Source organism: Gilvimarinus polysaccharolyticus (assembly GCF_001187555.1).
GTDB lineage: Bacteria > Pseudomonadota > Gammaproteobacteria > Pseudomonadales > Cellvibrionaceae > Gilvimarinus > Gilvimarinus polysaccharolyticus.
Window position 1 is genome coordinate 1,806,706 of the sequence record NZ_LFIJ01000001.1, and the last position, 22,903, is coordinate 1,829,608.

The following is a 22,903-nucleotide window of genomic DNA, read 5'->3' on the forward strand; positions in this document are numbered from 1 at the left end:
ATTTTCTTGATGCCGGCCAAAGCCGACATCAAGCCCCCTTAACCCCCACCTGCCGCCAAAGCAAATAAACCGCCGGCAACACCAACAACGTAAGCACCAGCGTGGTGAAGGTGCCCCCCACCATAGGCGCCGCAATGCGCTGCATAATTTGCGAGCCTGCTCCTGCGCCAAACATAATCGGTAACAAACCGGCAAACAGTGTGCAGGCCGTCATCACAATGGGACGTAACCTTAAGCCCGCGCCTTGCAACACCGCCAATTGCACATCGACGCGGGTTAGCTCGCGGCCTTCTTGCGCGCATTGCGATACAACCTCTTGGTAGGCGATATTAAGGTACACCAACATCAACACCCCGATCTCGACCGCAACACCCGCCAGGGCGATAAAGCCCATCGCCACCGCGACCGATAAATTGTAGCCAAGCGCCAACAGCAACCAAACCCCGCCCAGTAAACCAAACGGTAGCGTGGCTAAAATTAACAGCACCTCGGTCATGCGTCTAAAGTTTACGTACAACAGCAATACAATAATGCCTAAGGTCATTGGCAACACCAACATCAGCCGGTCGCGGGCGCGCTCCATGTATTCATACTGCCCGGCCCAGCTGATCGAGTAACCGGCGGGCAGTTGCAGCTCACTCGCAACCAATTGCTGCGCCCGTTGTACATAATGACCAAGGTCTGTATCTTGAGTGTCGATAAAAACCCAACCATTTATTTTCGCGTTTTCACTTTTAATCGCGGCTGGGCCATCCTCGATTACAACCCGCGCCACATCACCAAGCGCTAGTGTTACACCGTTTTCGGTCACAATTGGTAACGACTCCAGAGCGTCAAGCGATTCGCGATACGCTTGCGGATAACGTAAATTAACGGGATAACGCGCTGCGCCCTCGACAGTGTGAGTAACCACCGCGCCACCCACCGCCGTGTTCACTAGCGTTTGCACATCGACAATATTAAGCCCAAATTGCGCGGCCTTTAAACGGTCGATATCAATACTCACATAGCGCCCACTCGCAACCCGTTCGGCGTACACCGAGGCGGTGCCGTCTAAATCGGCCAGCAGCGTTTCTAGCTGTTGGCCAATAGCACTAATCACGGCTAAATCAGGCCCGGCGATTTTAATACCCACGGGGGTTTTAATGCCGGTGGCCAACATATCGATACGGGTTTTAATGGGCATAACCCAGGCGTTGGTTAAACCCGGAAAGTCGAGCAGCGCATCAAGCTCTTGGCGCAGCGATTCAGGCGTTACCCCGGCGCGCCACTGGGAGCGCGGGTGAAACTGAATCACGGTTTCGATCATGGTTAATGGCGCGGGATCGGTGGCGGTTTCGGCGCGGCCGATTTTGCCAAACACAGTATCTACCTCGGGCAGGGTTTTAATAATCTTATCGGTTTGTTGTAAAATTTGCCGCGCGTTACCAATCGACAAACCCGTATAGGTGGTGGGCATATACATTAAATCGCCCTCATCCAGCGGCGGCATAAACTCGGTGCCCAAATGTTTCGCCGGCCACAAACCCACCAACATTAACAGCAGTGCTAATAACAACACCGTTTTAGGTGCGCGCAACACCGCGGCCAATACCGGCCGATACGCCGCAACTAATCCCCTGTTAATGGGATTTTTATGCTCGGCAAGAATACGCCCACGAATACAATAGCCCATAAGCACCGGCACCAAAGTAACGGCCAACCCCGCAGCGGCAGCCATGGCGTAGGTTTTGGTAAACGCCAGCGGGCTAAACATTTTTCCCTCTTGCGCCTGAAGCGCAAACACCGGTAAAAAACTCACGGTAATAATTAACAGCGAGAAAAACAGTGCCGGCCCCACCTCGGCCGCAGCCGTTGCGACAGTTTGCCAGCGCTGCTCGCCGGTAATCGGGCCGCCATGTTTAGCCTCGGCGCGCTCTAAATGTTTGTGCAGGTTTTCTATCATCACCACGGCACCATCGACCATAGCGCCAATGGCGATAGCAACACCCCCTAACGACATAATGTTGGCGTTAATGCCTTGCAAGTTCATCACAATAAACGCGCACAAAATACCCAGCGGCAAACTAATTGCCACCACCAACGCCGAGTGAAAATGAAACAAAAATACCGCACAAATTAACGCGACAACTAAAAACTCTTCACCAAGTTTTTGGTATAAGTTTTTAACGGCCGATAAGATCAAACGCGAGCGATCGTAGGTGGTGATCACTTCAACGCCGTCGGGTAAGCTTTTTTGCAGCTCGGCCAACCGAGTTTTTACCGCTGCAATGACCTCGGCGGCATTTTCACCGCTGCGCATAATCACAATGCCGCCGGCGACTTCACCCTCACCATTTAGCTCGGCAATGCCCCGACGCATTTGTGGGCCAGTGCGAATATCGGCAATGTCGCCCAGCAACAAAGGCGTACCCTCATCACTTAAGCCTAACGGCACTTGGCGCAAGTCATCTAAGCTTTTTAAATAACCCGATACCCGCACCATGTATTCGGCCTCGGCCATTTCGATCACCGATGCGCCGGTTTCTTGGTTGGCGCGGGCAATGGCGCTGCGTACATGGGCCAGCGGCATTTGATAAGCGCGCAGCTTGTTTGGGTCTACCACCACTTGGTATTGCCGTACCATACCGCCAACGCTGGCCACCTCGGCCACGCCAGATACTGCTTGCAGCTCAAACTTTAAAAACCAATCTTGCACGCTGCGCAGTTGCTCTAAGCTGTGCTGGCCTGTTCGGTCAATTAAGGCATAGTTAAACACCCAACCTACCCCAGTGGCATCGGGGCCCAGCTCGGGCTTGGCGGCGCTGGGCAGCTGAGCGCTTACTTGGCTTAAATATTCCAATACCCGCGAGCGGGCCCAATACAAATCGGTGCCTTCATCAAAAATAACGTAGATGTAAGAATCGCCAAAAAAAGAAAACCCCCGCACCGTGCGCGCATTGGGCACCGACAACATCGCCGTAGTTAGCGGGTAGGTGACCTGATCTTGCACCACTTGCGGCGCTTGCCCGGGATAGCTGGTTTTAATAATCACCTGCACGTTAGACAAATCGGGAATTGCATCGACAGGGGTTTGGTACAGCGCTCGCACTCCCACCAGCAACAACACCACACTTGCCAACAGCACAAAGCCACGATGTTTAATGGAGGCGTAAATTAGCTTAGTAATCATGGCGCCACCTGCTGAGCTTGGCTGCTGTGATTCATATTGCTGTGATCCATGCTGTCGTGATTCATACCGCCGTGATCCATTTCGGAATGATTCATTTCATCGGGCTGCATGTTTGAATGATCACCGGCATTCTTTTGCGCCGCCGATTCCATACGCATCAGCTCGGCATCTATATTGGATTCTGAATCAATTAAAAACTGCGCGTTAATGACCACCCGATCGCCCTCATTTAAACCTTTGAGCACCGCAGTTTTACCATTAGACGTGCGCCCTACCTGGATACGGCTTGAGCGAAAAACCCCATCACTGATTTGGCGCACCACTCGGGTCGATTGCCCGGTGCGAATCACCGCACTTGCGGGTATCACTAAAGTGTCGTCAGCCGGTGCCGCCGCAATAGCTAAATCCACCAGCATATTGGGCTTTAGTCGCGCATCACGATTAGCAAAAACAATACGCGCCTTAACCGTGCGATTAGCCGGGTTTAGTACCGGGTACACATACTCTATTTGGCCCTGCCATTGCTGCCCCGGATAACTGCGGCTGGTAAGCGTAACCGCTTGCCCCTGCTGCAATAAACCCGCGTTGCGCTCAAACACCTCGGCCAGCACCCAAACATTATCGAGCGTACCAATAGACAAAGTGCTTTGATCGAGCTGTACGTAGCTGCCATTAGAAATGTTAATGGCAGCTACGTAACCGTCGCGATCGGCGTAGTAAGACAATTGTGGCCGCAGTTTTCGCTCGCGGGTAATGGCGTTTATCTCTCGCTCACTAACGCCCTGGGCCTTAAGCTTTAAGATCGCCGATTGCGCCAGCGCGGAGTGATTACCCGTGAGCGCCGATAAATATTCTTGTTGGGTATTTAAAATTTCCGGCGAATAAAACTCAAACAGCTTTTGCCCTTTAGTCACCGGATCACCCTCGGCCACTACCGACAACTTAGACACCCAACCGGTCGCGCGCAAATGAAAATGCCGCAACGCTTGGCGATCAAAATCGACCCGCCCTACCGCCGTTAATGGCGTTACCATAGTGCTGAAATAAGCGCTGGCGGTACGCAAGCCAAGGTTGTGTTGCACCGTGGGGTTAATGCGTACATCGCCTGTGCTGTCAGCGCTATCGGCTTGAGCATAGACTGGGACAAGATCCATCCCCATAGGAGACTTACCCGGCCCATCCCGCTTAAAAGAGGCATCCATAGGCGCCACCCAATACAGCGGCTTGCGCTGGGCGCCGGGCGCGGTTGGCGTGGTTAATAAGCCGCCATTAGTAGGCAGCACAGAGGGAAGGTATACGCCGGCACTATAAGCCAAAAGCACAATAGCAAGCGCGGCCGCAGCCATCAAAAACTTGTTCATACGAAGTGTTCACCCAAACATGATCGGTTAACCGCGCAAAACGCGGACGTAACTGTCTTGTGTTAGGCGATAATGGGAGGACGTAAGTGGTCTGCTAGAGAAAGGTCAATCAGTGAGTGAGCAATAAACATAAATTCAGTGGCGCGGTTAGCGCCTAGTGTTAATGCAAACTGCGGTAAAATAGCCGCCGCACTAGAACAAGCCCCAGGGCAACAACAGCTGTTATCACACGCGTGGTTAGCGCTTGTCTCAGCCGTATCTTTAGCATCGGCGCCGCTCATTTGATGGGCAGGATGAACGCCATGCTCCGAGCCAGACATTGTGCTCATATCCATCGTGCCGGTTTTGCAGTGCGCCATATCGGCACTGTTCATAACCGCACCTGTCATAACCGCACCCTGCATAGCCGCGCTATTGACCATCGGGGAGGCAGTCGCCAAAGTACCGGCCAGCGCCTGACAGACGATAACCAGTACGAGTACAAATTGGCGTAACTGCTGTTTTAACATGGGTTGAGTATATCACTACTTTTTAGATATGACGTACCGCTTAAACTTTAAGTTTTGTAGGCGTTGTGGAGCTTATCGGCGTGACAACTCGCCTAACACAGAGGTAACTGGCTGACTTAAAGCGAGATCCGCTGGCCGCAGGCAACGTATTTAATAGCCTGATTATGCATCGGGCTCAGACCAAACAGCGTATTCATTTCCACTTGGATCAGTAAAGTGGAATCTCCGCCCACCAGGGAAATTGAATATATCCTGAACCACCTTGCCGCCAGACGACGTGACCCTCTTCAAGGTTTCCTCAAGCTCTGAACTATAAAGAACGACTAATACGCTACCACTTTCGGGGGAAGATACTTTGTCGGATTTGTAAAAGCCGCCATCTAATCCGGCATTCTCAATAGCCACATACTCGGAACCATAGTCAACGAATGACCACCCAAAAGCCGAAGCAAAAAATGCCTTCGTTGCCTCAAGATCCCTTGACGGAATCTCGACATAGTTGATTTTCCCCGTTCCCTTCATGACGTTCTCCTGAATGCATACACCTGTATATGGGACGACTGAAACGTAGCGAAAAACGAGCAAAGTAAGCCGTCCCAGCCGCGAAACTGGCGCCATGATAGCTTGTATGATTGATTTAACACGACTTCCGTTCCTTGTATGATTTTTGTGACAAAATAGCTGACTCCCATGAACTTCGACCAAAAAGTACAAAGCTAAATACTTTGTCATCAATCGTTTTAACAGCCAACGAATTCGGAATTATAGGAATAAAGCCTAAAAACTTAGTTCAACATTTTTTTACCGACTTTATGTCAGATAACTGAATCTCTGTAATACCTGTTTGGATATTAATTTTATGAGATTTAAAAATTAAACGCTGATTGGTTAAATGAAGTTCCCCTCCAACAGTTTCAATATTTTTTTGGAGGTTGGCACCACCTTCTTTGATTTAAATTTCACTTGGATTTAACTCTACTTTCATCATAATTCCTTTTATAACAGCTAACACTGAATTTATATTAAGCGCCTAACGCCCGCCATAAACAGCGCGAGGAACGAGCGTCCGGCGATCAAAGGGAGCGCATTTAATGGCTTGGTTATGAATTTGATTTGTCACTGAAACCATCTTTCGATAGCCCTTGGATTCGATTTTATGTACCAGCGAATTAGCAATGCCACGCTCAAATACAAAATTGTAAGTAGCGATGCCCCACCAAGCTCCAGGTTTTTGAATGCTCCTTGTGGGTAAATTAATGCTGTAGCTACGAAGCAGAATCCGATATACATTGACCAAAAAGCGAGCTTCTGATTCTTGCTCATAGTCTAAACCCTTGTGTATTCATAACGCCTCAAGCATGGGCGAAGTGCGCAGCACTTTGTCCAATGCCTTGATTTTTTATGCGCTGAATTCATGTACCAGTTCCCAGGCCCATTAAACCAATAAGTAACCAAGCTATAATACCCGCAATTGCACAAACCTGGCCGGTTAATATTTTACTATTTTTAAAGCCATAAATGACAGCCAGCAAAGATAGAGCGAGACCAACGACCATTGCTATTTTGGTTAGTAGTGGGAATGGATAAAGTAAACCCATTGGCACGCCAATTACTCCACCTAAAAGAACCATTAATGGCAACCATGCATTACCTTGCGTGAAATATGAAACAACACTCAAAATAATTAACAATATTGCAATAGTTAAAAATATCCGCTTAATTATTTAGTTCCTCGTGGCGCATAACGCCCGCTCAAGCGGACCAAAATAGTGGGTTAAAATGTGTAGTGAAGCGAAACGTAACCCACTGTTTTAGTTCCGTTTTAAAGCGTTTGTTATGAATTTACATTACTAACTAGACGAGATGCTGCCCGTGTAAATATATAGAGATTATCACCCTTTGAATTATAATCATGACGAAGTAAGCCATATTCAATTAATGTTTTAAGATCATCTTCCACAAACCTAAAATCCGCTATATCTAAAGAGCCACTAGTTTCTAGAAACTTGTATTGAGTTCCCCCCATCATTTTTAATTCGAGAATCTTTGTAGCTCCTGATTCCTGAAATTGTTCGAGAATATTGACTGCTTGGGTTGAAAGTACAGCGTTTGGATTAACTGCATTCGCTAAAACATCGAAACCCTCAATAGTACTAGCAAACGCAGTTATGGCTTTATCAATTTTGTCTAACTTTTCTTTGAAAACTTTATGGTCTTGATTTAAAAGAGCCTTAATGTGAATTGTAGTATTTACATTCAACTCAAGAAGCTCTTTAATTTCCACATGATTGGCTTTAGTAAGCCATTCCATAAAATCATTAAATTCCACTTGAGCTTGGCCCCCTCGTTCCGAACGAAATTGCCCAAGTAGTCCAACAATTACAGCAAACGATTCTGCTATCAAAATATATTCCCCAGTTCAGTGATTCATAACGCCCGCAGCAAGGACCGAGTGAAAGGAGGTCCAGCCGAAGGCGATCTTGACTGTGTTATATTTTCTCGTCATAGAACTCATTAGCAACCTCTTCCCATTTTCCTGTTTTAAAGACAAACGGCCTAAAAATACCTATTTCAAAAGATTCATACGCTGCTTTTAGCTGCATTGTGATACTTGTAAGCTCTAGCGAGTATTTGAAGTACTCGTCGCTTTTCTCGCCCCACCTACTGAAATGATAATTCTCCCACTCATACTCCATGAAGTACTCTTCACATAAATCAACATCAGACTTCAAAGAGATCACGCTATCGTATGCTTCTTTGAAGTCTGATTTGGATATAAAATAGTTATTTTGTTCATGTAACGGGGCAAGAATCTCTTTAACCGAGGGCTTTATAGACTCAACTTCAACTTTACATTCTCCGAATGCGAGAATAGGAAGTATCGGAATTAAAGTGAGAAAAATAAGTTTCATAAAATATAACGCCGCGGTTTGGGGCTGACATGGAGCGCCAGCGGAATGGCAGTCCCAGCCGAAGGCGACAAAACCGCCTTGTTAAGCATTTGGCTTGGCCACCGCAATATGACGTTTAGGAACGCCGTGTTTTTGAATAAACTCAACTATGCCTCTTGTAACCTCACTATCAGCACCCAAACTGGACTGGATTACAAAGCTAAATGATTCGTTGCCAGATATTAGCTTTGAAAGATAACGATCAAATTCAGCCATGGACATCGGATTCTCTACACCCTGAACAAAGATTTCATTTTCAGATGTAAGAGCAACCACTTTGGTAGTAGTTGATTCGCCTGAGCGATGCACTATTGCATCATCTCCACAGGAGGCCAATAAAACTGTCAGAATTATTACTAGAGTCCGTTTCATATTTTGTATGCTTAACAGCTTATTAATGTGCGTGTTGAAAAATGCACATGGCAATGTAACACGCCTAGAAAGCTTTTAAAAAACCAACCCAACTCACTGTAAAGCATATTGTTTTCCTAACTTTGGCGCGGTTTTGTAGAAAGGTAAAGAAGCCAACTTGAACAGCAGACGGCAATGTATCATATCTATTAAATACCGTGAATTTTGATCTTTAAGCCTCTGAAACATTTACCAAACATCAAATTTATTATTGCGATTTCAGAATCTAAAAGTAAGCCGTCTCATGTTCACCGTTGAATTTAGCGCAGTTTGAGACTCCGGTGTGCGCTATTTTTACGATTAAACGTAAGCCTGCTCACAACACATTCGCGGTTACGCGTTTTAGTTGTAAAGGAGCCAAGAGAAAGAGGATAAACGGGGGGGGGGTAAAACCAAACATCCATTTAAACACTACTCTCCATTTGAATACGTACCGATACTGTCTAAGCACTTATTATTGAATAAGACTAACCGATAATGATTTTTATGCCAAGCACAATGTACCGGCATAAGACTTACCCAAGCAACTACGAAGTGCCGCTTTTGGGCCCCCTGCAGCCAGCCGAGCGCAGGCCTATTTTAGGGGGTAAGCACGCATGGACACGTGCGCAAGCATCGCCACGCCATGGACGGCGTGTCGATGCGGCCCGCTAAAATAGGCCGGAGCGAGGGAACCCGTTAGGGCTGAGATGCCGGGGTGCGCTTCTTGGTTACTTCTTGCCGCATCGCAAGAAGTAACTCGCCCGCCCGGCGACCGAGGGCACACAAGGCAGTAGTCAACCAATGTAATCGTGTGGCACCCGCTCACTACGTAGCTAGCTTAAGTCACTGGATACCGGCTCAAGTCCGGTATGACAAAAGCCAAACTACAACTCCCCCAACACCCCCCGCAACGCAGCACTAACCGTGTAATCATCACGGCTATAACGCAACCCCTGTTGCGCAAATTGCTGCGCCTGATCGCTATTGCCCAAACGCAGGTAATTCTCGGCCAGTAACAAATACACCGCCGGGTTGCGGCGATCGATCCGCAGCGCGCGCTCGGCACTGGCAATGGCGCGGCTGTAATCGCCGCTTTGGTATTCTGAGCGGCCTTGAGCCAGCAGCGCATCTACCGCTGAGTTACTGCGCACTTGCACAGGCGCTTTGGGCTCGGCCACAGGTTCGACAACTCGCCAACCGCTGTTGTCTTGTTTATCTTGTTGGTCTTGCTTTGTAGTGTCACTGCCGGGCTGCGTGGGGGCTGGCATACCCGGTACGCTAACACTGGTGTTGCTGTCTTCTACCGGTGCGCCACCATGGGTGTTTACTTGGCTGGCACAACCCGCTAATAAGGCAATCGCCAACAGCGACCCGAGCTTGTTTACTGCACACTGCATAATATTTTGCCTAGTTTGTTTGGCTCGACACTTGAGCCGCATTACATTTAATTCCAAAAGCGATGCCACCAACTGTTCTCGCGCTGCTGCTGATCTAACAAGCATTCAACCGCGCGGCTGGGGGCAAAGTCCGTCTCTAGCGGCACCCAAATGGCACCTTCACAACCCTCGGCACTGAGAGCGCCAGTGGCGTGGTCAAGCCAGTCAAAGCTGACGCCATCGGGCGGGGTTAAGTTTACGCCACGGGTGGGTAGCTGGGTCATTAAATCGGCCCATACTTGTAGCGCACCGCCACTGCCGGTTAACGGCGTGGCCGAGTTGTCATCGCGGCCCACCCAAACCACCGCTAAGTGCTCGCCGCTAAAACCGGCAAACCAGCTATCGCGCTGATCGTTGGTGGTGCCGGTTTTACCCGCTAGCGGTAAGTCGGCCGGAAACTGATTATACACACGCTGACCGGTGCCTTCGCGCAGGACCGCTTGCAGCGCGTATTGCAGCTCAAACGCGCTTTGCGGTTTAAAGCGCTGTTCGATACGCAGCGGGTAGCGTTTAAGCGGCTCGCCAGTGGCGGTTAACACGTCGCGAATCGCTCGCAGCGGGGTATAGCTGCCCTCGGCGGCCAGCGTATGGTAGACGCCCGCGACCTCAAAGGGCGACATCTCTACCGAGCCTAACGTCATGGCCGGCACCGGTGGTATATAGCCTTCAAACCCGGCGCGCTCTAGGGTATTGGCCACTTGCGCCAGCCCCAGTTGCATACCCAAACGAGCCGACGCCTGGTTGTACGAGTGAACCAAGCCATCAATTAACGGCACCTCGCCATGGCTGCGGTGACTGGCGTTTTGCGGCTGCCACAATTGGCCGTCATCGCTGGTGACGGTTACCGGTGCATCCGATATGGTGGTGCCTAAGTTGTACTGCGCCGGCTGTTCTAGCGCGGTGAGATAGACAAACGGTTTCATTAGCGAGCCAATCGGGCGGTGGGCATCCAGCGCGCGATTAAAGCCTGCGTAGCGGGGGTTTTTATCGCCCACCAGTGCCAATACCTCACCGGCACCCACCGAGGTGACCAGCATACCGGCTTGTAAGTCCTCTACTTTGTGTTGCGACTCGAGTGATTTTAAGCGCTCGGCCACGGCTTTTTCGGCTTGGCGCTGCACCATGGGTGAGAGCGTGGTAAAAATGCGCAAGCCTTCGCTTTTTAAATCTTCATCTTGGTACTCGCGGGCCAGCTGGCGCTTTACCAACTGAACATACGCCGGGTACGTGGTTTGCGCATTGCTGCCGGGCTCTACCACCCCCAGCGAGGCGGCTTTGGCGCGCTTAAATTCGGCGTCGTCAATTAGGCCTTCGCGGTGCATTACCAGCAAGACGATGTCGCGGCGTTTTTTGGCGCGCTCGGGGTTGCGCCACGGGTTGTAGTAAGACGCGCCCTTCACCATGCCCACCAATAGGGCCACTTTGGGTGTGTCTAGCTCTGACACTGGCTGGCGAAAGTAGTACTGCGAGGCCAAGGCAAAGCCGTGAATCGCCCGCGCCCCGCTCTGGCCCAAGAACACCTCGTTAACGTAGGTTTCTAAAATCTCAGACTTGCTGTAGTGCACCTCTAGCAATACCGACATCACCGCCTCTTGGGCTTTGCGAGTTAGAGAGCGCTCGTGAGTTAGGTAAAAGTTTTTTACCAACTGCTGGGTTAACGTGCTGCCGCCTTGCACCACATTGCCCGAGCGCAAGTTAACCCACGCGGCGCGAGCAATAGCCAAGGGCGACACGCCGTAGTGATCTAGAAAGTTTTTGTCCTCGACCGCCAGTAACGTCTCACCCAGCAGCGGCGGTAAATCAGACAGCTGCACCAACAGCCGATCCTCTTGCGCGGTGGGGTAAATGCCGCCTATCTGCTCGGGCTCGAGCCGCATGAGCGCCAAGGGTTTATCGCCGCTGACTAAGCGCGATACCTGGCCCCGATTAAGCGTTAAACCAAACCGGCGGGCTTTATCACGGCCGTCCCAAAACTCAAAGCCTCGGCTGTGAATGTCGTAGCCTACTTGTCCGCCACTGGCGTGTTTACTCACCTGCCCTGGGGCCGACACTCGGCTCACAAAGCGGTAGCCCAATGCATTTAGCTCACTTTCGAGCAGCGTTGGGGTTAGCGCCATACCCTCATATAGCTCCAGCGGGCGGGCGTATACCCGTGCCGGCAGCGACCATTTTTTACCGTCAAACTTATTGCGCACCACAAAATCTAGGTACACCACCCACAGGCCAGCGGCGATGACGGCAAAGCCTACCGCGTACCAAAACCAGAGTTTAAGCAGCGCCCAACCGTGGCGCTTTTTAGCAGAAGCCTTTTTACGAGATTTACGGCGTGGGGCGGGTGTACGGCGTTTGGTCATAGATAATTCTGTATTAGCGGCAAGCGAATTACTCGCACTTTGATTAGAGCGCGCTTATTTTGCATAATGTGCGCCCAAATACAACGTCGATGCGTGATTTGTCCGACACTTACGACGATTCTGTGTTCCTTACCCCCATATTAAAGGCTCAACATGACTGATCAATTCCACATCTATGGCATCGGCGCCGCGCTGGTAGACACCGAAATTACCGTTAGCGACGACGATCTAACTCGTATGAACGTAGATAAGGGCGTAATGACCTTGGTGGATGAAGCTCGTCAGGCCGAGCTTATTGGCTATCTGCAAGATAACGACATCGCCTCGCAGCGCGCCAGCGGCGGCTCGGGCGCCAACACCATTATTGCCGCCGGCTATTTTGGCTGCCGCAACTTTTACTCCTGCAAAGTCGCCGGCGATGACAACGGCGATTTTTACTTAAACGATATTCGCGATGCTGGCGTCGCCTACCCCACAAGTTTAGGCAGCCACGATGGTATCACCGGTAAATGCCTAGTGATGATTACCCCCGACGCCGAACGCACCATGAACACCTTTTTGGGCATCAGCGCGACCGTATCGGTAAATGAGTTAAACGAAGCCGCCATTGCCGCCTCCCAGTGGGCTTACATCGAAGGCTACTTAGTTAGCTCCGACACCGGCCGCGCCGCTGCCATTAAGCTGCGTGAACTGGCCGAGGCCAACAATACTCGCACCGCACTCAGCTTATCGGACCCTGCCATGGTGAAGTTTTTTGGCGACGGTCTGGCCGAGATGATTGGCGGCGGTGTTGATTTACTGTTTTGCAACGGCGATGAAGCGCTGGGCTACACCGGCACCGAAACCTTGGCTGACGCTATTACTGCGCTCAAACCTATCGCCAAGACTTTTGCCATTACCTTAGGCGCCAAAGGCTCGGTCGTGTACGACGGCAATAACCTGTTAGAAATTCCCACCGCACAAGCTAAGGCAATTGACACCAATGGCGCGGGCGACATGTACGCCGGTGCCTTTTTGTATGCGTTAAGCCAAGGTGAATCCATGCAGCGCGCTGGCGAGTTTGCCAACCTAGCGGCCACTAAAGTGGTTACCCAGTACGGCCCACGGTTGCGTGCTGAGCAGCATGAAGAATTAAAAGCACAGTACTTTTAAGTGCTGTGCTTTTAATTTAAGAGTGGAGGCTGCCGCTGACGCGGGCTTTATTTATAAGCTCGCATCGCCGAGCGTGGCGAGTAACTTTTCTTTGTTTGGCCAAAGCAAAGTAACCAAAAGGCCGCTCCTGCGCATCCATGCGCTCGCGGCATTAGTGCATCCCTGCACGTCAAAGGCCACCCCGGCGTCTGACCCTAACGGGTTCCCTCACTCCAACCCATTTTAGGGGGCCGCATCGTCAGGCAATTCCTTGCCTGACGATAGCTTGTGCAAACATCCTTGTTTGCTTACCCCCTAAAATAGGCCTCCGTTCGGCTCAGCCGCAGGGGAGCTCAAAAGCGGCACTTCGTAGTAAAGCTCGCCTTTACAAATCGCTTGTTACTCAGCGGTAAAATCAATCAACCGCTGCTTTAACCCAGGGTGGGTCGATAAATAATCTTGCCATTGGCTGTCGTCTTCATCGCCCCCTTCTGCGATCAGCGTTTCGCACAAGGCTAAACGCTCGGTATCCGACAACGCGTCTTCATCAACGTCCTTAGCGTCGTCAATCAGCTCATTACAGCGCATGGTATCGCCCAAGCGTTGCATAAGATCGACAAACGCTTGGCGCTCTATACCCGCATGATCTAAAAACTGGGCGGAGAATACATCGGCCTCTGTTTCGTGATCGCGAGAATATGACATGGTGGTAGCCAACACCGGCAAACCAATCAGCAAATCGCCCATCGCGGTGCCATCGCCCACTAAGGTGACATAAACAAAACCCAACACAGCGTTTTGAATGACTGCTCGCAAACTGTGGCGCTCGGCCACATGGCCGATTTCGTGGGCCAGCACCGCAATACGCTCGGCGGCAGTTTGCGACAGTTCGATCATCTCGTCGGTAAAAATAATGGTGCCGTCGGGTAAAGCAAAAGCGTTGGCACCGATGCTATCACCGCCCTTACGAAACTCGACTTTCAGTGGCATATCGGGGTATTGCGCAAGCACCGGTTTAAACTCCGCCTGTAATTGTGCTTGGCGCTCATCACTCAGCTCACTGTCATCAAAGTGAGTGCGATCCAATATGCCCATGGTTTCGGCGGCAACCGTATCAAGGGTATTTTGTGGCAACTGAAAAGCAATTAGGCGCGCGGTGGCGGGCACGCCATAAACAGCGCCGCCCACCACCAACACGATTACCAAGATAGCGGCTACAGCTACCAATCCCAAGTGCGACTCTAATTTGTGTAATAGCCCTTGGCCGGTGCTTTTATGCCAGCTTTTTTGCAGCGCATCAACGGCGGCGTTATCCACCGTCTCAAACGCACTGCCATTGGCAAAGCGAACAAATCGCGCGCTATTGCCCAGCCGCGATGAGATGTCCAGCTCGGCAGTATCGACCTCGATCAGCACCTCATGGCTGGCCGCATCAGTGACGCTGATTCGACCCGTATCATTTAGCACCAATAAGGCATCACACGACTTAGAGCTTTTGCCATCAAACCAACGGCCTTTAATGGTCACAGTCAACTCCCTTAAAAACCAATTTCGATATCAAACAAATCGCCTACCGATTCGCCCAAGGCATTCACTTTAACTTGCTCGTCAGCGGCCATTGCATCCATATCGCCCACAAACACAGCACTGGTGTACTCAGCTTTAAAGCGCGCGGTGCGCACTTTGGCCCACGGAATAAATAGGCCAAGAGTAAGAACAATAAGCAATGTATTAGAAACCATTAACCAAAGGTAAGGACCCAGCTTCCAATTAGCACGCAGCGCGTGATCGTTAAGGGTTATGGCGTTGTAGTTGATGTTGGCGATTCTAACCATCGCAAATGCAAGCACAACTAGGTACCCAGGAACAAAGACCAGCTGAAACAAAGCAGGATTAACGGTCGTAGCCAACAAAAACCCGACACCCGCAAACAGCGCCAACATCCCAATACCCAATAAAAACGCTAGGTAATAACTACCTGCGGTGGCCGAGAAACGAAACGGACTAGTACCAAAGCTATGATTACCGTAAATAAAATGTTTTTGCTTACAAAAAACAAGCGGAAACAAACCGAACAATACAACAACCATCAGGATAGGCAAAATAAATATCATCTGAATGGTATCAAAGAATATCCAACCCGGCGCAGCCAGCAAGCCCACCACCAGAAAACCCAACATAGGCCAAAATATAAACGCACAAGCGGCGCCCCATACCTTGCCATTAAAAGCAAACGGGACATTGCGATAACTGCTATAGCGAGCATTAAATCGCAGTGACTTACAGATTACCCACGGCATAAACACCATAAGTAAAATCCCCATCACGCCACTGGCAATAATACTCAGCTGTCCAGACACGCTGTAAACAATTAAAAACACCAGTGCGATGATGCGACCAATCAAAATCTTTACTGGGTTGGCGGTATAAGAAAAACTCACATCATCTAAATAGGTATTACCGTAAAAGTATTGTTTATTGCGCACCTTGGCCCAGGCGGAATAAATACCCAGAGTGACAATAGAGAGCAAAATATTGACGATCCAGATTTTAAAATACTCAAAGCCATTACCGTTAAAGACAAAAGCCACGGGCCGAGGCTTAGAGGCTACAGCAGATTGTTCCGCAGTCGGTTGTTCCGTATTAGCTGCAGCAGTAGATTCTGCCGCAGGGCTTGCTACTGGCTCTGCTTGCTGCGGTGATTCTTCACGCATTTCACAGGCAACACCCACCGCAGCCAGCTTGCCTATATAAGCGGTGGCTTGCTCGGAGGTTAAGCCCGATTTTAAAACGCGACCGGTTTTAGCAAACATTGGCGCAGCTTGCTCGGGGGTTAATTTAAATATTTTGGCAAAGCCTGCTTGCGCCTGAATATCGCTAACGCCGGGCGCGGCGCCCAACAAGATGATTTTATAAGTTGGCATAATTTAAAGTTCCTTTTCTATCGCTGTTTTTTATTGTTGATGATACTGATTGAATTTATTTATTCTTTATCACTGGTATGCTCGATCTTTGCATACTGGGCAATCTGGGTCGCGCGGTAAGCGCATTTCGCGCCACGCGCTTTTACGTGCATCGTACAACTGCAGTCGACCGGTTAAACCATCACCGATACCCGCCAGCAGCTTAATGGTTTCTAACGCTTGCATAGAGCCTATCACACCCACCAGTGGCGCCAACACGCCACTCTCTGAACAACTTAAGTTCTCGTCATTTTGCTCGTCGTACAAGCAACGATAACAAGGGCTGCTAGGGTCGCGTGAGTCAAACACCGCCACCTGCCCCTCTAGCCTAATCGCGGCACCAGATACCAACGGTATTTGATGTGCAACCGCCGCCGCATTTAACGCGAACCGAATGGCAAAATTATCGCTGCAATCGAGCAGCACCTGTACCCCATCTAAAAGCGGCGTTAAATTAGCCGCGCTTAACCGCAGACAATGAGTTGTTACCGCCACATCGGGGTTAATAGCCTTAATACTTGCCGCCGCACTTGCGACTTTGCTTTGGCCGATGTCGCCGGTGTGGTGAATCACTTGGCGCTGCAAGTTAGACAGCTCAACAACATCGTCGTCAACCAACACCAGCGCACCCACCCCAGCCGCTGCCAAGTACATTGCCACCGGCGCACCGAGTCCACCCAAGCCCACGATCATTACGCGGGCATCCAGCAACGCCGTTTGCCCTTCGATGTCAACGCCCGGCAACATAATTTGCCGCGAGTAACGCAGTAGTTGATCGTCGTTCATCTCTCTCATGGTTGTTGTCCCACGGTTACTCTGTCGCGGCCGGCCAAATCTTGATGAGTGGCAACGGCGATAAAACCTGCGGCGCTTAAGCGCTCTCGTACGGCACTACCCTGCTGCCAACCGTGCTCTAACAAAAGATACCCACCGGACTCTAAATGCGCTCCGGCATCGACGGCAATACGCTGAATATCGGCCAGCCCTGCGGCGGGTGCAACCAGTGCCGAGCGCGGCTCAAAGCGCACATCGCCTTGGGCCAGATGTTGATCGTCGGCATCAATATAAGGCGGGTTGCTCACAATAAGGTTGTAGCGTTTATCGGTAAGCGCGGCAAACCAATCGCTCTGTAAAAATGTCGCATTGTTGATCGCCAAGGCTTTAGCGTTACGGCCGGCTAGCGCTACCGCCTCAAGTACACGATCAACCCCCGTTAGCAACCAGTTAGGTCGCTCGCTCGCCAAGGCCAAAGCGATTGCGCCAGTGCCGGTGCCTAAATCGAGCACCTGCGCTGGGGTATTTGGCGCGAGCGTTAACGCAAGCTCGACCAAACATTCGGTATCGGCACGGGGAATTAACGTATGGCGATTGGTCATCAACGGCAGCGACCAAAACTCTTGGCTACCCGTTAAATAGGCAATCGGCTCGCCGGCCGCTCGCGCGATAACGAGCCGCTCAAACTGAGTTTGTGCTGCGTTATCCAGCTCGGCCTCGGGCCAGGTGTACAAATACACTCGTGCTTTTTGCAACACAAAAGCCAACAACACTTCGGCATCAAGCCGTGCGCTGTCGCTCGCCTCCAGTTGCGCTTGCGCCCAGCGCAGTGATTGTTGCACATTCATCAGACTGTCACGCTGAATTATTCCGCCAAAGCGGCAAGCTGATCGGCTTGGAACTCATGGGTCAAAGGTTGCACCACTTCATCCAGCGCGCCTTGCATCACTTCGTCTAATTTGTACAAGGTGAGGTTAATACGGTGATCGGTAACGCGCCCTTGCGGGTAATTGTAAGTGCGGATACGCTCCGAGCGATCGCCACTGCCCACCAGCGATTTTCGCTCTTCGGCAATAGACGCTGCGGCGGTTTCTTCTTGCGCATTTTTTAACCTGGCAGCCAAAAGCGACATGGCACGGGCACGGTTTTTGTGCTGCGAGCGCTCATCTTGACACTCGACCACGACGCCGCTGGGTATATGGGTAAGACGAATGGCCGAGTCGGTTTTGTTAACGTGCTGACCACCGGCACCCGAAGCGCGAAAGGTGTCGACTTTAAGATCATTTTTATTGATCGCAATTTCATCCAGCTCATCGGCCTCGGGCATGACTGCAACGGTACAAGCCGAGGTGTGAATGCGACCTTGCGACTCTGTCTCGGGGACACGTTGCACCCGGTGTGCGCCCGACTCAAACTTTAAACTGGCGTACACGTTGGCACCGCTGACACGAGTAATAAGTTCTTTGTAGCCACCGTGCTCGCCAAGGTTTTCGCTTAGCACTTCAATCTTCCAGCCGCGCTGCTCGCAGTAGCGCGAATACATACGAAATAAATCGCCCGAGAAAATTGCCGCTTCGTCGCCACCGGTACCGGCGCGAATTTCCAAAAATACGTTTTTATCGTCGTTGGGGTCTTTAGGCAGCAGCAACCTTTGCAGCTCGGCTTCAAGCGGCGATTTTTTCTCGTTACACTCGTCAATTTCCTCGCGCGCCATCTCGCGCATATCGGCGTCGCCTTCATCAAGCATCGAACGCGCTTCGGCAAGATCAGCAAGCACCGCGCGATAACGATCATAAGCGACCACCAAAGGTTCCAGCTCGGCGTACTCTTTTGACAGCTCACGAAATTTATTTTGGTCAGAGATAACACCGGCATCGGAAAGCAGTGCGCTTACCTCTTCATGGCGTTCGCTTAATCTATCCAGCTTTTCTAAAATAGAAGCTTTCATTAGTTCTCGTTTTCATCCGCATTGTGGGGTTCAATCGTCTCGTTAGAAGACGTTCTCACCGCGTCCGATTGTTGTTCGATATCGTTTTCAGTAATGGCAAATAACCGATGCGCCAAGCGTACTGTCTCGTACTCACCGTTGGCACTTGCCTCACGCAGCGCGGTAGTCGGCGCGTGGAGTAACTTGTTGGTTAAACTGCGGGCCAATTGCGTTAACGCTTTTTCTGGATCGGCTCCGCCGTGCAGTAATTTAAGTGTTTTCTCTAACTCTTGGGCGCGCAGTTGATCGGCTTTAGAACGGTAAGCCTTGATGGTATCAACCGCATCCATCGCTCGCAGCTCGCGGGCAAATGCCGTAATTCGTTGTTCGATAATAGCCAGTGCGGCATCGGCGGCATCGGCACGACTTTTTTTGTTTTTCTCGATAACAACATGCAAGTCATCGACAGTATACAAATACACGTCATCTAAATCGCCCACCTGCTCTTCGATATCGCGCGGCACGGCAATATCCAACATAAACATCGGTTTGTGTTTACGTTTTTTCAGCGCCGCTTCGACCGCGCCTTTACCCAACAAAGGCAACTGGCTGGCGGTGGATGAAATCACAATATCGGCGCGCGCCAAACAGGCGGGGATGTCTGCCAACAGTATCGCCTCACCACCAAACCGCTCGGCCAGCTGTTGCGCCCGCCCCAAGGTGCGGTTAGCCACAATAATGTGCTTAATGCCCTGCTCGGATAAATGCTGCGCTACCAGCTCGATCGTCTCACCAGCGCCAATCAAAAGCGCGGTATCTTGCTTTAAATCCGAGAAAATCTGCTGCGCTAAGGTGACGGCGGTATAAGCTACTGACACTGGGTTTTGGCCAATGGCGGTTTGCGTGCGCACCTGTTTTGCCACCGCAAATGCCTGTTGAAATGCCCGGCGTAAATGCGCCCCTAACGTGCCTGCCTCGTCTGAGGTGGCGTAGGCTGACTTCATCTGCCCTAAAATTTGCGGCTCGCCAAGCACCAGTGAATCCAGCCCACCGGCAACCTTCATCATGTGCCGCAGGGCCTGATCGCCCGAATACAAATAGTGACACTCGATCAATTCAGCTTTGGATACACTCGAGTGATCAACCAGCCAATCCAGCAGAGCATCTGGGTGTTGCTGACTGTGCAAGTACAGTTCGGTACGATTGCAGGTCGACAAAATCACCGCCTCATCGGCACCCGCTTGGCTTTTTAACGCCGTCAGGGCCGCGATGGCCGCATCCGGCGCAAACGCTACCCGCTCGCGAATATGCAGAGGGGCGGTTGTATGATTGATGCCAAAAGCCAATAATGTCATGCAGTCTGGGTCATTACCGATACAGGATTCAAAGGGCGTCATTGTCCAGCTAGCAAAGGCTGCTGACAAGTGGCATTTTATCACGGACTGGCCATTGCCTTGTCATTTACGATCATTCCGCCTTGGTATACTTAAGTTCAAGGCTCAAATGAGCACCGTATTGACCCTGTTTTACGTTTAGGAAGCACACATGAAAGCCGTACATTTAACGATCTACGCAGCCGTATTGGGCGGCCTGTTTGGCTGCGCGCAACAGCCGCCACAAGAAACCGCCCCGCCTAAGCCACAACAGGCCGTTACCGCTAAACCGGCCGCACTACCGGCGCGGGCTTTTACCAGCGATACCTTGTACGCGCTATTGAGCGCCGAGCTTGCCGGCAGCCGTGGCCGCCTAGATGTAGCGCTGGCTAATTACCTACAGCAAGCCCGCCAAACCCAAGATCCACAAGTAGCCGAGCGCGCTTATATGATCGCGCGCTACATGGATATTAATGAGGCGATATTAAGCTCGTCGACGCTGTGGGCCGACACCGCACCCGACAACCAAGACGCTCAAGCCGCCGCCATATTGGCGCAAATAGATGCCGGCCATCTGTTAGAGGCGCTTATGCGCACCCGCACCGCTCATACTCGCGACAATGGCGCCCTATTACAAAGCATCGCCGCCAATGCCGCCACCGCGACCGACACCCAGCGCGAAGTGCTGCTTGAGCACTACGAGCAATTATTGGCCGAGCAACCCCGCGATATTCCATTACTTATTAGCACCGGCCTGTTGCGCCAGCAACAGGGCGATTTCGATGGCGCACTCACATTGGCTAAACAGGCACGCGAGTTGGCTCCCAACAACACGCCGGCCCTGATTCTAAACAGCGGCTTATTACATCAGCGCGGTGACAACGCCGCCGCACTGGATTTGGTTAACAAACAATTAAAAATCGCCCCAGACAACACTCGCCTACGGCTACAATACGCGCGATTACTGACGTTTGAGCATTTAGAGCAAGCGCAGCAGCAATTTCAACAGCTGGTCGATACCAGCCCAGGGGACCCTGAGTTATTAAGAGCGTTGGCGTTAGTGGCTGAAGAGCGCGGCGACACCGATACCGCCGCCGCCAGCTACCAAGGCTTGCTCGACATTAACCAGCAAACCGACGCTGCGCATTTTTATTTAGCTACATTAGCCGAGCAAAATGACGCCCCAGAAGAAGCGATCGCGCACTATCGTCTGGTGCGCTCCGGCGAAGACTTTAACCGTGCCACTACCCGCGTATTAACGCTGTACTTGCAGTTAGATCAGCCCGAAAATGCGGCCGAGTTTTACCAACAACTACGCCACGATTTACCCGAGCAACACGATCACTTAGCGCTACTGTACAGCCAAAGTTTATTAATGACCGGCGACGAGCTGCAGGCCGTAACTGTGCTTAACGATGCGCTAAATGAGGCCCCCAACAATAGCCGCTTATTGTACGCTCGCAGCATGCTGCACGAGCGCTTAGATCGCATCGACTTGGCCGAGGCCGATCTGCGCAATATTTTAGAATACGCCCCCAACGATGCCGCCGCACTGAACGCCCTTGGGTATATTTTGGCAGACCGAACTGATCGCTACTCCGAGGCTTACGACTTTATTAAACGCGCCTTAGAGCAGCAGCCTAACGACCCCGCCACACTCGACAGCATGGGCTGGGTGCAGTACCGACTAGGCAACCTTGAGCAAGCTCAGCAGAATTTAGAGCAAGCCATGCAGCTTTACCCAGACGACGAGATCGCCGCACACTTGGGCGAGGTGCTGTGGGTATCCGGCCAACATAAAGCAGCCCTGAATGTTTGGCGCAGCGGGCTCGAAATAGAACCGCAAAGCCAGCACATTTTACAAACACTACAGCGCTTAAATATTGATGCAGACACCCCCATTTAATATCGCTATGTGTGCTTTACGCATTGCCACAGCACTGCTGGCGATACTGCTATTGAGCCGCTGCGCCCAACTGCCCGGCCCCGCGCCAGCGGCACCGGTAGACCAACAGGCCCACGAGCAACGGGTGCGCGCCATAAACCAATGGCAGCTGCAGGCCAAAGCTGGGCTGCGCTCGCCGGCGCAAAATGGCTCGGCGCGACTCGACTGGCAGCAAACACCAGATAATTTTCAGATCAGTTTATCGGGCCCGCTGGGCCAGGGCCGAGTAGAGCTTAATGGTAACTCCGAGGGCGTTACGCTCACCCAACCGGACAGCGCACCACTGCATTCCGCTAGCGCAGAGGCGTTACTGTACGAACAAACCGGCTGGGAACTACCGGTAAGCTTACTGACCGATTGGCTGCTAGGCTTGCCGGCTTTGACGCTGCCCATCGACAATCTAACCCGCGATGACAATGGTTTATTAAGCACGCTAAGCCAAGCTGGCTGGCAATTGTCGTACGCCAATTATCAAGCTGTCGAGACAGTTTTTTTACCCAGCCGATTAATTGCCAGCCGCAAACTTGATAACGACCAAGAGCTGCGTTTGGTTATTGCGGTATACGATTGGCGCATCGAAAACACAGCACCATGATTGCCAACAAACCATCACC

The 22,903-nt window shown here is 51.3% G+C and carries 20 protein-coding genes; 3 read left to right on the top strand and 17 right to left on the bottom strand.

Annotated elements, in window-relative coordinates:
• Positions 1-28 precede the first annotated feature (28 nt).
• From GILYN3_RS07855 to mrcB, 11 genes are all read right to left on the bottom strand, one after another.
• On the bottom strand, positions 29-3,172 hold the full coding sequence (locus GILYN3_RS07855; protein WP_049722328.1) for an efflux RND transporter permease subunit: 3,144 nt from the start codon (positions 3,170-3,172) through the stop codon (positions 29-31).
• Complete coding sequence (locus GILYN3_RS07860; protein WP_049722329.1) at positions 3,169-4,533, bottom strand: efflux RND transporter periplasmic adaptor subunit; 1,365 nt, start codon at positions 4,531-4,533, stop codon at positions 3,169-3,171. The genes GILYN3_RS07855 and GILYN3_RS07860 overlap by 4 nt, the downstream gene beginning before the upstream one ends.
• A gap of 62 nt (positions 4,534-4,595) precedes the next feature.
• The gene (locus tag GILYN3_RS07865) at positions 4,596-5,042 is read right to left on the bottom strand and encodes a hypothetical protein (protein ID WP_049722330.1); all 447 of its coding nucleotides are present in this window, start codon (positions 5,040-5,042) and stop codon (positions 4,596-4,598) included.
• A 162-nt stretch (positions 5,043-5,204) separates the two neighbouring features.
• The gene (locus GILYN3_RS07870; RefSeq protein ID WP_049722331.1) at positions 5,205-5,564 is read right to left on the bottom strand and encodes a VOC family protein; all 360 of its coding nucleotides are present in this window, start codon (positions 5,562-5,564) and stop codon (positions 5,205-5,207) included.
• Between the two features lie 268 nt (positions 5,565-5,832).
• Positions 5,833-5,994 carry a GRAM domain-containing protein gene (locus tag GILYN3_RS17060; protein WP_198147328.1) on the bottom strand — a complete coding sequence of 54 codons (162 nt, stop codon included), beginning with the start codon at positions 5,992-5,994 and terminating at the stop codon, positions 5,833-5,835.
• 460 nt (positions 5,995-6,454) lie between these two features.
• A complete protein-coding gene (locus GILYN3_RS07880) occupies positions 6,455-6,721 on the bottom strand; it encodes a hypothetical protein (RefSeq protein WP_157484876.1) in 267 nt (88 codons plus the stop codon).
• A 155-nt stretch (positions 6,722-6,876) separates the two neighbouring features.
• Positions 6,877-7,446 carry a Rossmann-fold NAD(P)-binding domain-containing protein gene (locus GILYN3_RS07885; RefSeq protein WP_049722334.1) on the bottom strand — a complete coding sequence of 190 codons (570 nt, stop codon included), beginning with the start codon at positions 7,444-7,446 and terminating at the stop codon, positions 6,877-6,879.
• 85 nt (positions 7,447-7,531) lie between these two features.
• The gene (locus GILYN3_RS07890; protein WP_049722335.1) at positions 7,532-7,954 is read right to left on the bottom strand and encodes a hypothetical protein; all 423 of its coding nucleotides are present in this window, start codon (positions 7,952-7,954) and stop codon (positions 7,532-7,534) included.
• An 81-nt stretch (positions 7,955-8,035) separates the two neighbouring features.
• Entirely contained in the window at positions 8,036-8,365 is a 330-nt protein-coding gene (locus tag GILYN3_RS16630; protein WP_157484877.1) for a hypothetical protein, read from the bottom strand.
• Positions 8,366-9,270: 905 nt separating this feature from the next.
• Positions 9,271-9,783, bottom strand: a complete 513-nt coding sequence (locus GILYN3_RS07895) for a tetratricopeptide repeat protein (RefSeq protein ID WP_049722336.1) — start codon at positions 9,781-9,783, stop codon at positions 9,271-9,273.
• A 47-nt stretch (positions 9,784-9,830) separates the two neighbouring features.
• Positions 9,831-12,176, bottom strand: coding sequence for a penicillin-binding protein 1B (gene mrcB / locus GILYN3_RS07900; RefSeq protein WP_049722337.1), 2,346 nt, complete (start codon positions 12,174-12,176; stop codon positions 9,831-9,833).
• Between the two features lie 153 nt (positions 12,177-12,329).
• Here mrcB and GILYN3_RS07905 point away from each other — a divergent pair, with 153 nt between their 5' ends.
• Entirely contained in the window at positions 12,330-13,328 is a 999-nt protein-coding gene (locus GILYN3_RS07905; protein WP_049722338.1) for an adenosine kinase, read from the top strand.
• Between the two features lie 378 nt (positions 13,329-13,706).
• Here GILYN3_RS07905 and GILYN3_RS07910 read toward each other — a convergent pair whose 3' ends face one another.
• The 6 genes from GILYN3_RS07910 to hemA all read right to left on the bottom strand — a co-directional run bounded on the left by GILYN3_RS07910 (position 13,707) and on the right by hemA (position 20,326).
• Positions 13,707-14,834, bottom strand: a complete 1,128-nt coding sequence (locus GILYN3_RS07910) for a M48 family metallopeptidase (protein WP_049722339.1) — start codon at positions 14,832-14,834, stop codon at positions 13,707-13,709.
• Between the two features lie 11 nt (positions 14,835-14,845).
• The gene (locus GILYN3_RS07915) at positions 14,846-16,231 is read right to left on the bottom strand and encodes a YjgN family protein (protein WP_049722340.1); all 1,386 of its coding nucleotides are present in this window, start codon (positions 16,229-16,231) and stop codon (positions 14,846-14,848) included.
• Positions 16,232-16,300: 69 nt separating this feature from the next.
• Positions 16,301-17,056: a HesA/MoeB/ThiF family protein gene (locus tag GILYN3_RS07920; RefSeq protein WP_049722341.1), complete on the bottom strand. Its 756-nt coding sequence runs from the start codon at positions 17,054-17,056 to the stop codon at positions 16,301-16,303.
• 5 nt (positions 17,057-17,061) lie between these two features.
• Positions 17,062-17,895 carry a peptide chain release factor N(5)-glutamine methyltransferase gene (gene prmC, locus GILYN3_RS07925; protein ID WP_408606310.1) on the bottom strand — a complete coding sequence of 278 codons (834 nt, stop codon included), beginning with the start codon at positions 17,893-17,895 and terminating at the stop codon, positions 17,062-17,064.
• Positions 17,896-17,909: 14 nt separating this feature from the next.
• The gene (prfA, locus tag GILYN3_RS07930) at positions 17,910-18,992 is read right to left on the bottom strand and encodes a peptide chain release factor 1 (RefSeq protein WP_049722343.1); all 1,083 of its coding nucleotides are present in this window, start codon (positions 18,990-18,992) and stop codon (positions 17,910-17,912) included.
• Positions 18,992-20,326, bottom strand: coding sequence for a glutamyl-tRNA reductase (hemA, locus tag GILYN3_RS07935; protein WP_084005202.1), 1,335 nt, complete (start codon positions 20,324-20,326; stop codon positions 18,992-18,994). The genes prfA and hemA overlap by 1 nt, the downstream gene beginning before the upstream one ends.
• Before the next feature lie 190 nt (positions 20,327-20,516).
• Here hemA and GILYN3_RS07940 point away from each other — a divergent pair, with 190 nt between their 5' ends.
• Both GILYN3_RS07940 and lolB read left to right on the top strand, forming a co-directional pair.
• Entirely contained in the window at positions 20,517-22,250 is a 1,734-nt protein-coding gene (locus tag GILYN3_RS07940) for a tetratricopeptide repeat protein (protein WP_049722345.1), read from the top strand.
• Positions 22,231-22,884, top strand: a complete 654-nt coding sequence (gene lolB, locus GILYN3_RS07945; protein WP_049722346.1) for a lipoprotein insertase outer membrane protein LolB — start codon at positions 22,231-22,233, stop codon at positions 22,882-22,884. Before GILYN3_RS07940 ends, lolB begins: the two co-directional genes overlap by 20 nt.
• Positions 22,885-22,903: the final 19 nt, after the last annotated feature.

Excerpts from the sequence above, each read along its gene's own strand:
- GILYN3_RS07855 (WP_049722328.1), bottom strand. The coding sequence starts at position 3,172 with ATGATTACTAAGCTAATTTACGCCTCCATTAAACATCGTGGCTTTGTG.
- GILYN3_RS07860 (WP_049722329.1), bottom strand. The coding sequence starts at position 4,533 with ATGAACAAGTTTTTGATGGCTGCGGCCGCGCTTGCTATTGTGCTTTTG.
- GILYN3_RS07865 (WP_049722330.1), bottom strand. The coding sequence starts at position 5,042 with ATGTTAAAACAGCAGTTACGCCAATTTGTACTCGTACTGGTTATCGTC.
- GILYN3_RS07870 (WP_049722331.1), bottom strand. The coding sequence starts at position 5,564 with ATGAAGGGAACGGGGAAAATCAACTATGTCGAGATTCCGTCAAGGGAT.
- GILYN3_RS07890 (WP_049722335.1), bottom strand. The coding sequence starts at position 7,954 with ATGAAACTTATTTTTCTCACTTTAATTCCGATACTTCCTATTCTCGCA.
- GILYN3_RS16630 (WP_157484877.1), bottom strand. The coding sequence starts at position 8,365 with ATGAAACGGACTCTAGTAATAATTCTGACAGTTTTATTGGCCTCCTGT.
- GILYN3_RS07895 (WP_049722336.1), bottom strand. The coding sequence starts at position 9,783 with ATGCAGTGTGCAGTAAACAAGCTCGGGTCGCTGTTGGCGATTGCCTTA.
- mrcB (WP_049722337.1), bottom strand. The coding sequence starts at position 12,176 with ATGACCAAACGCCGTACACCCGCCCCACGCCGTAAATCTCGTAAAAAG.
- GILYN3_RS07905 (WP_049722338.1), top strand. The coding sequence starts at position 12,330 with ATGACTGATCAATTCCACATCTATGGCATCGGCGCCGCGCTGGTAGAC.
- GILYN3_RS07915 (WP_049722340.1), bottom strand. The coding sequence starts at position 16,231 with ATGCCAACTTATAAAATCATCTTGTTGGGCGCCGCGCCCGGCGTTAGC.
- GILYN3_RS07920 (WP_049722341.1), bottom strand. The coding sequence starts at position 17,056 with ATGAACGACGATCAACTACTGCGTTACTCGCGGCAAATTATGTTGCCG.
- prfA (WP_049722343.1), bottom strand. The coding sequence starts at position 18,992 with ATGAAAGCTTCTATTTTAGAAAAGCTGGATAGATTAAGCGAACGCCAT.
- hemA (WP_084005202.1), bottom strand. The coding sequence starts at position 20,326 with ATGACATTATTGGCTTTTGGCATCAATCATACAACCGCCCCTCTGCAT.
- GILYN3_RS07940 (WP_049722345.1), top strand. The coding sequence starts at position 20,517 with ATGAAAGCCGTACATTTAACGATCTACGCAGCCGTATTGGGCGGCCTG.
- lolB (WP_049722346.1), top strand. The coding sequence starts at position 22,231 with ATGCAGACACCCCCATTTAATATCGCTATGTGTGCTTTACGCATTGCC.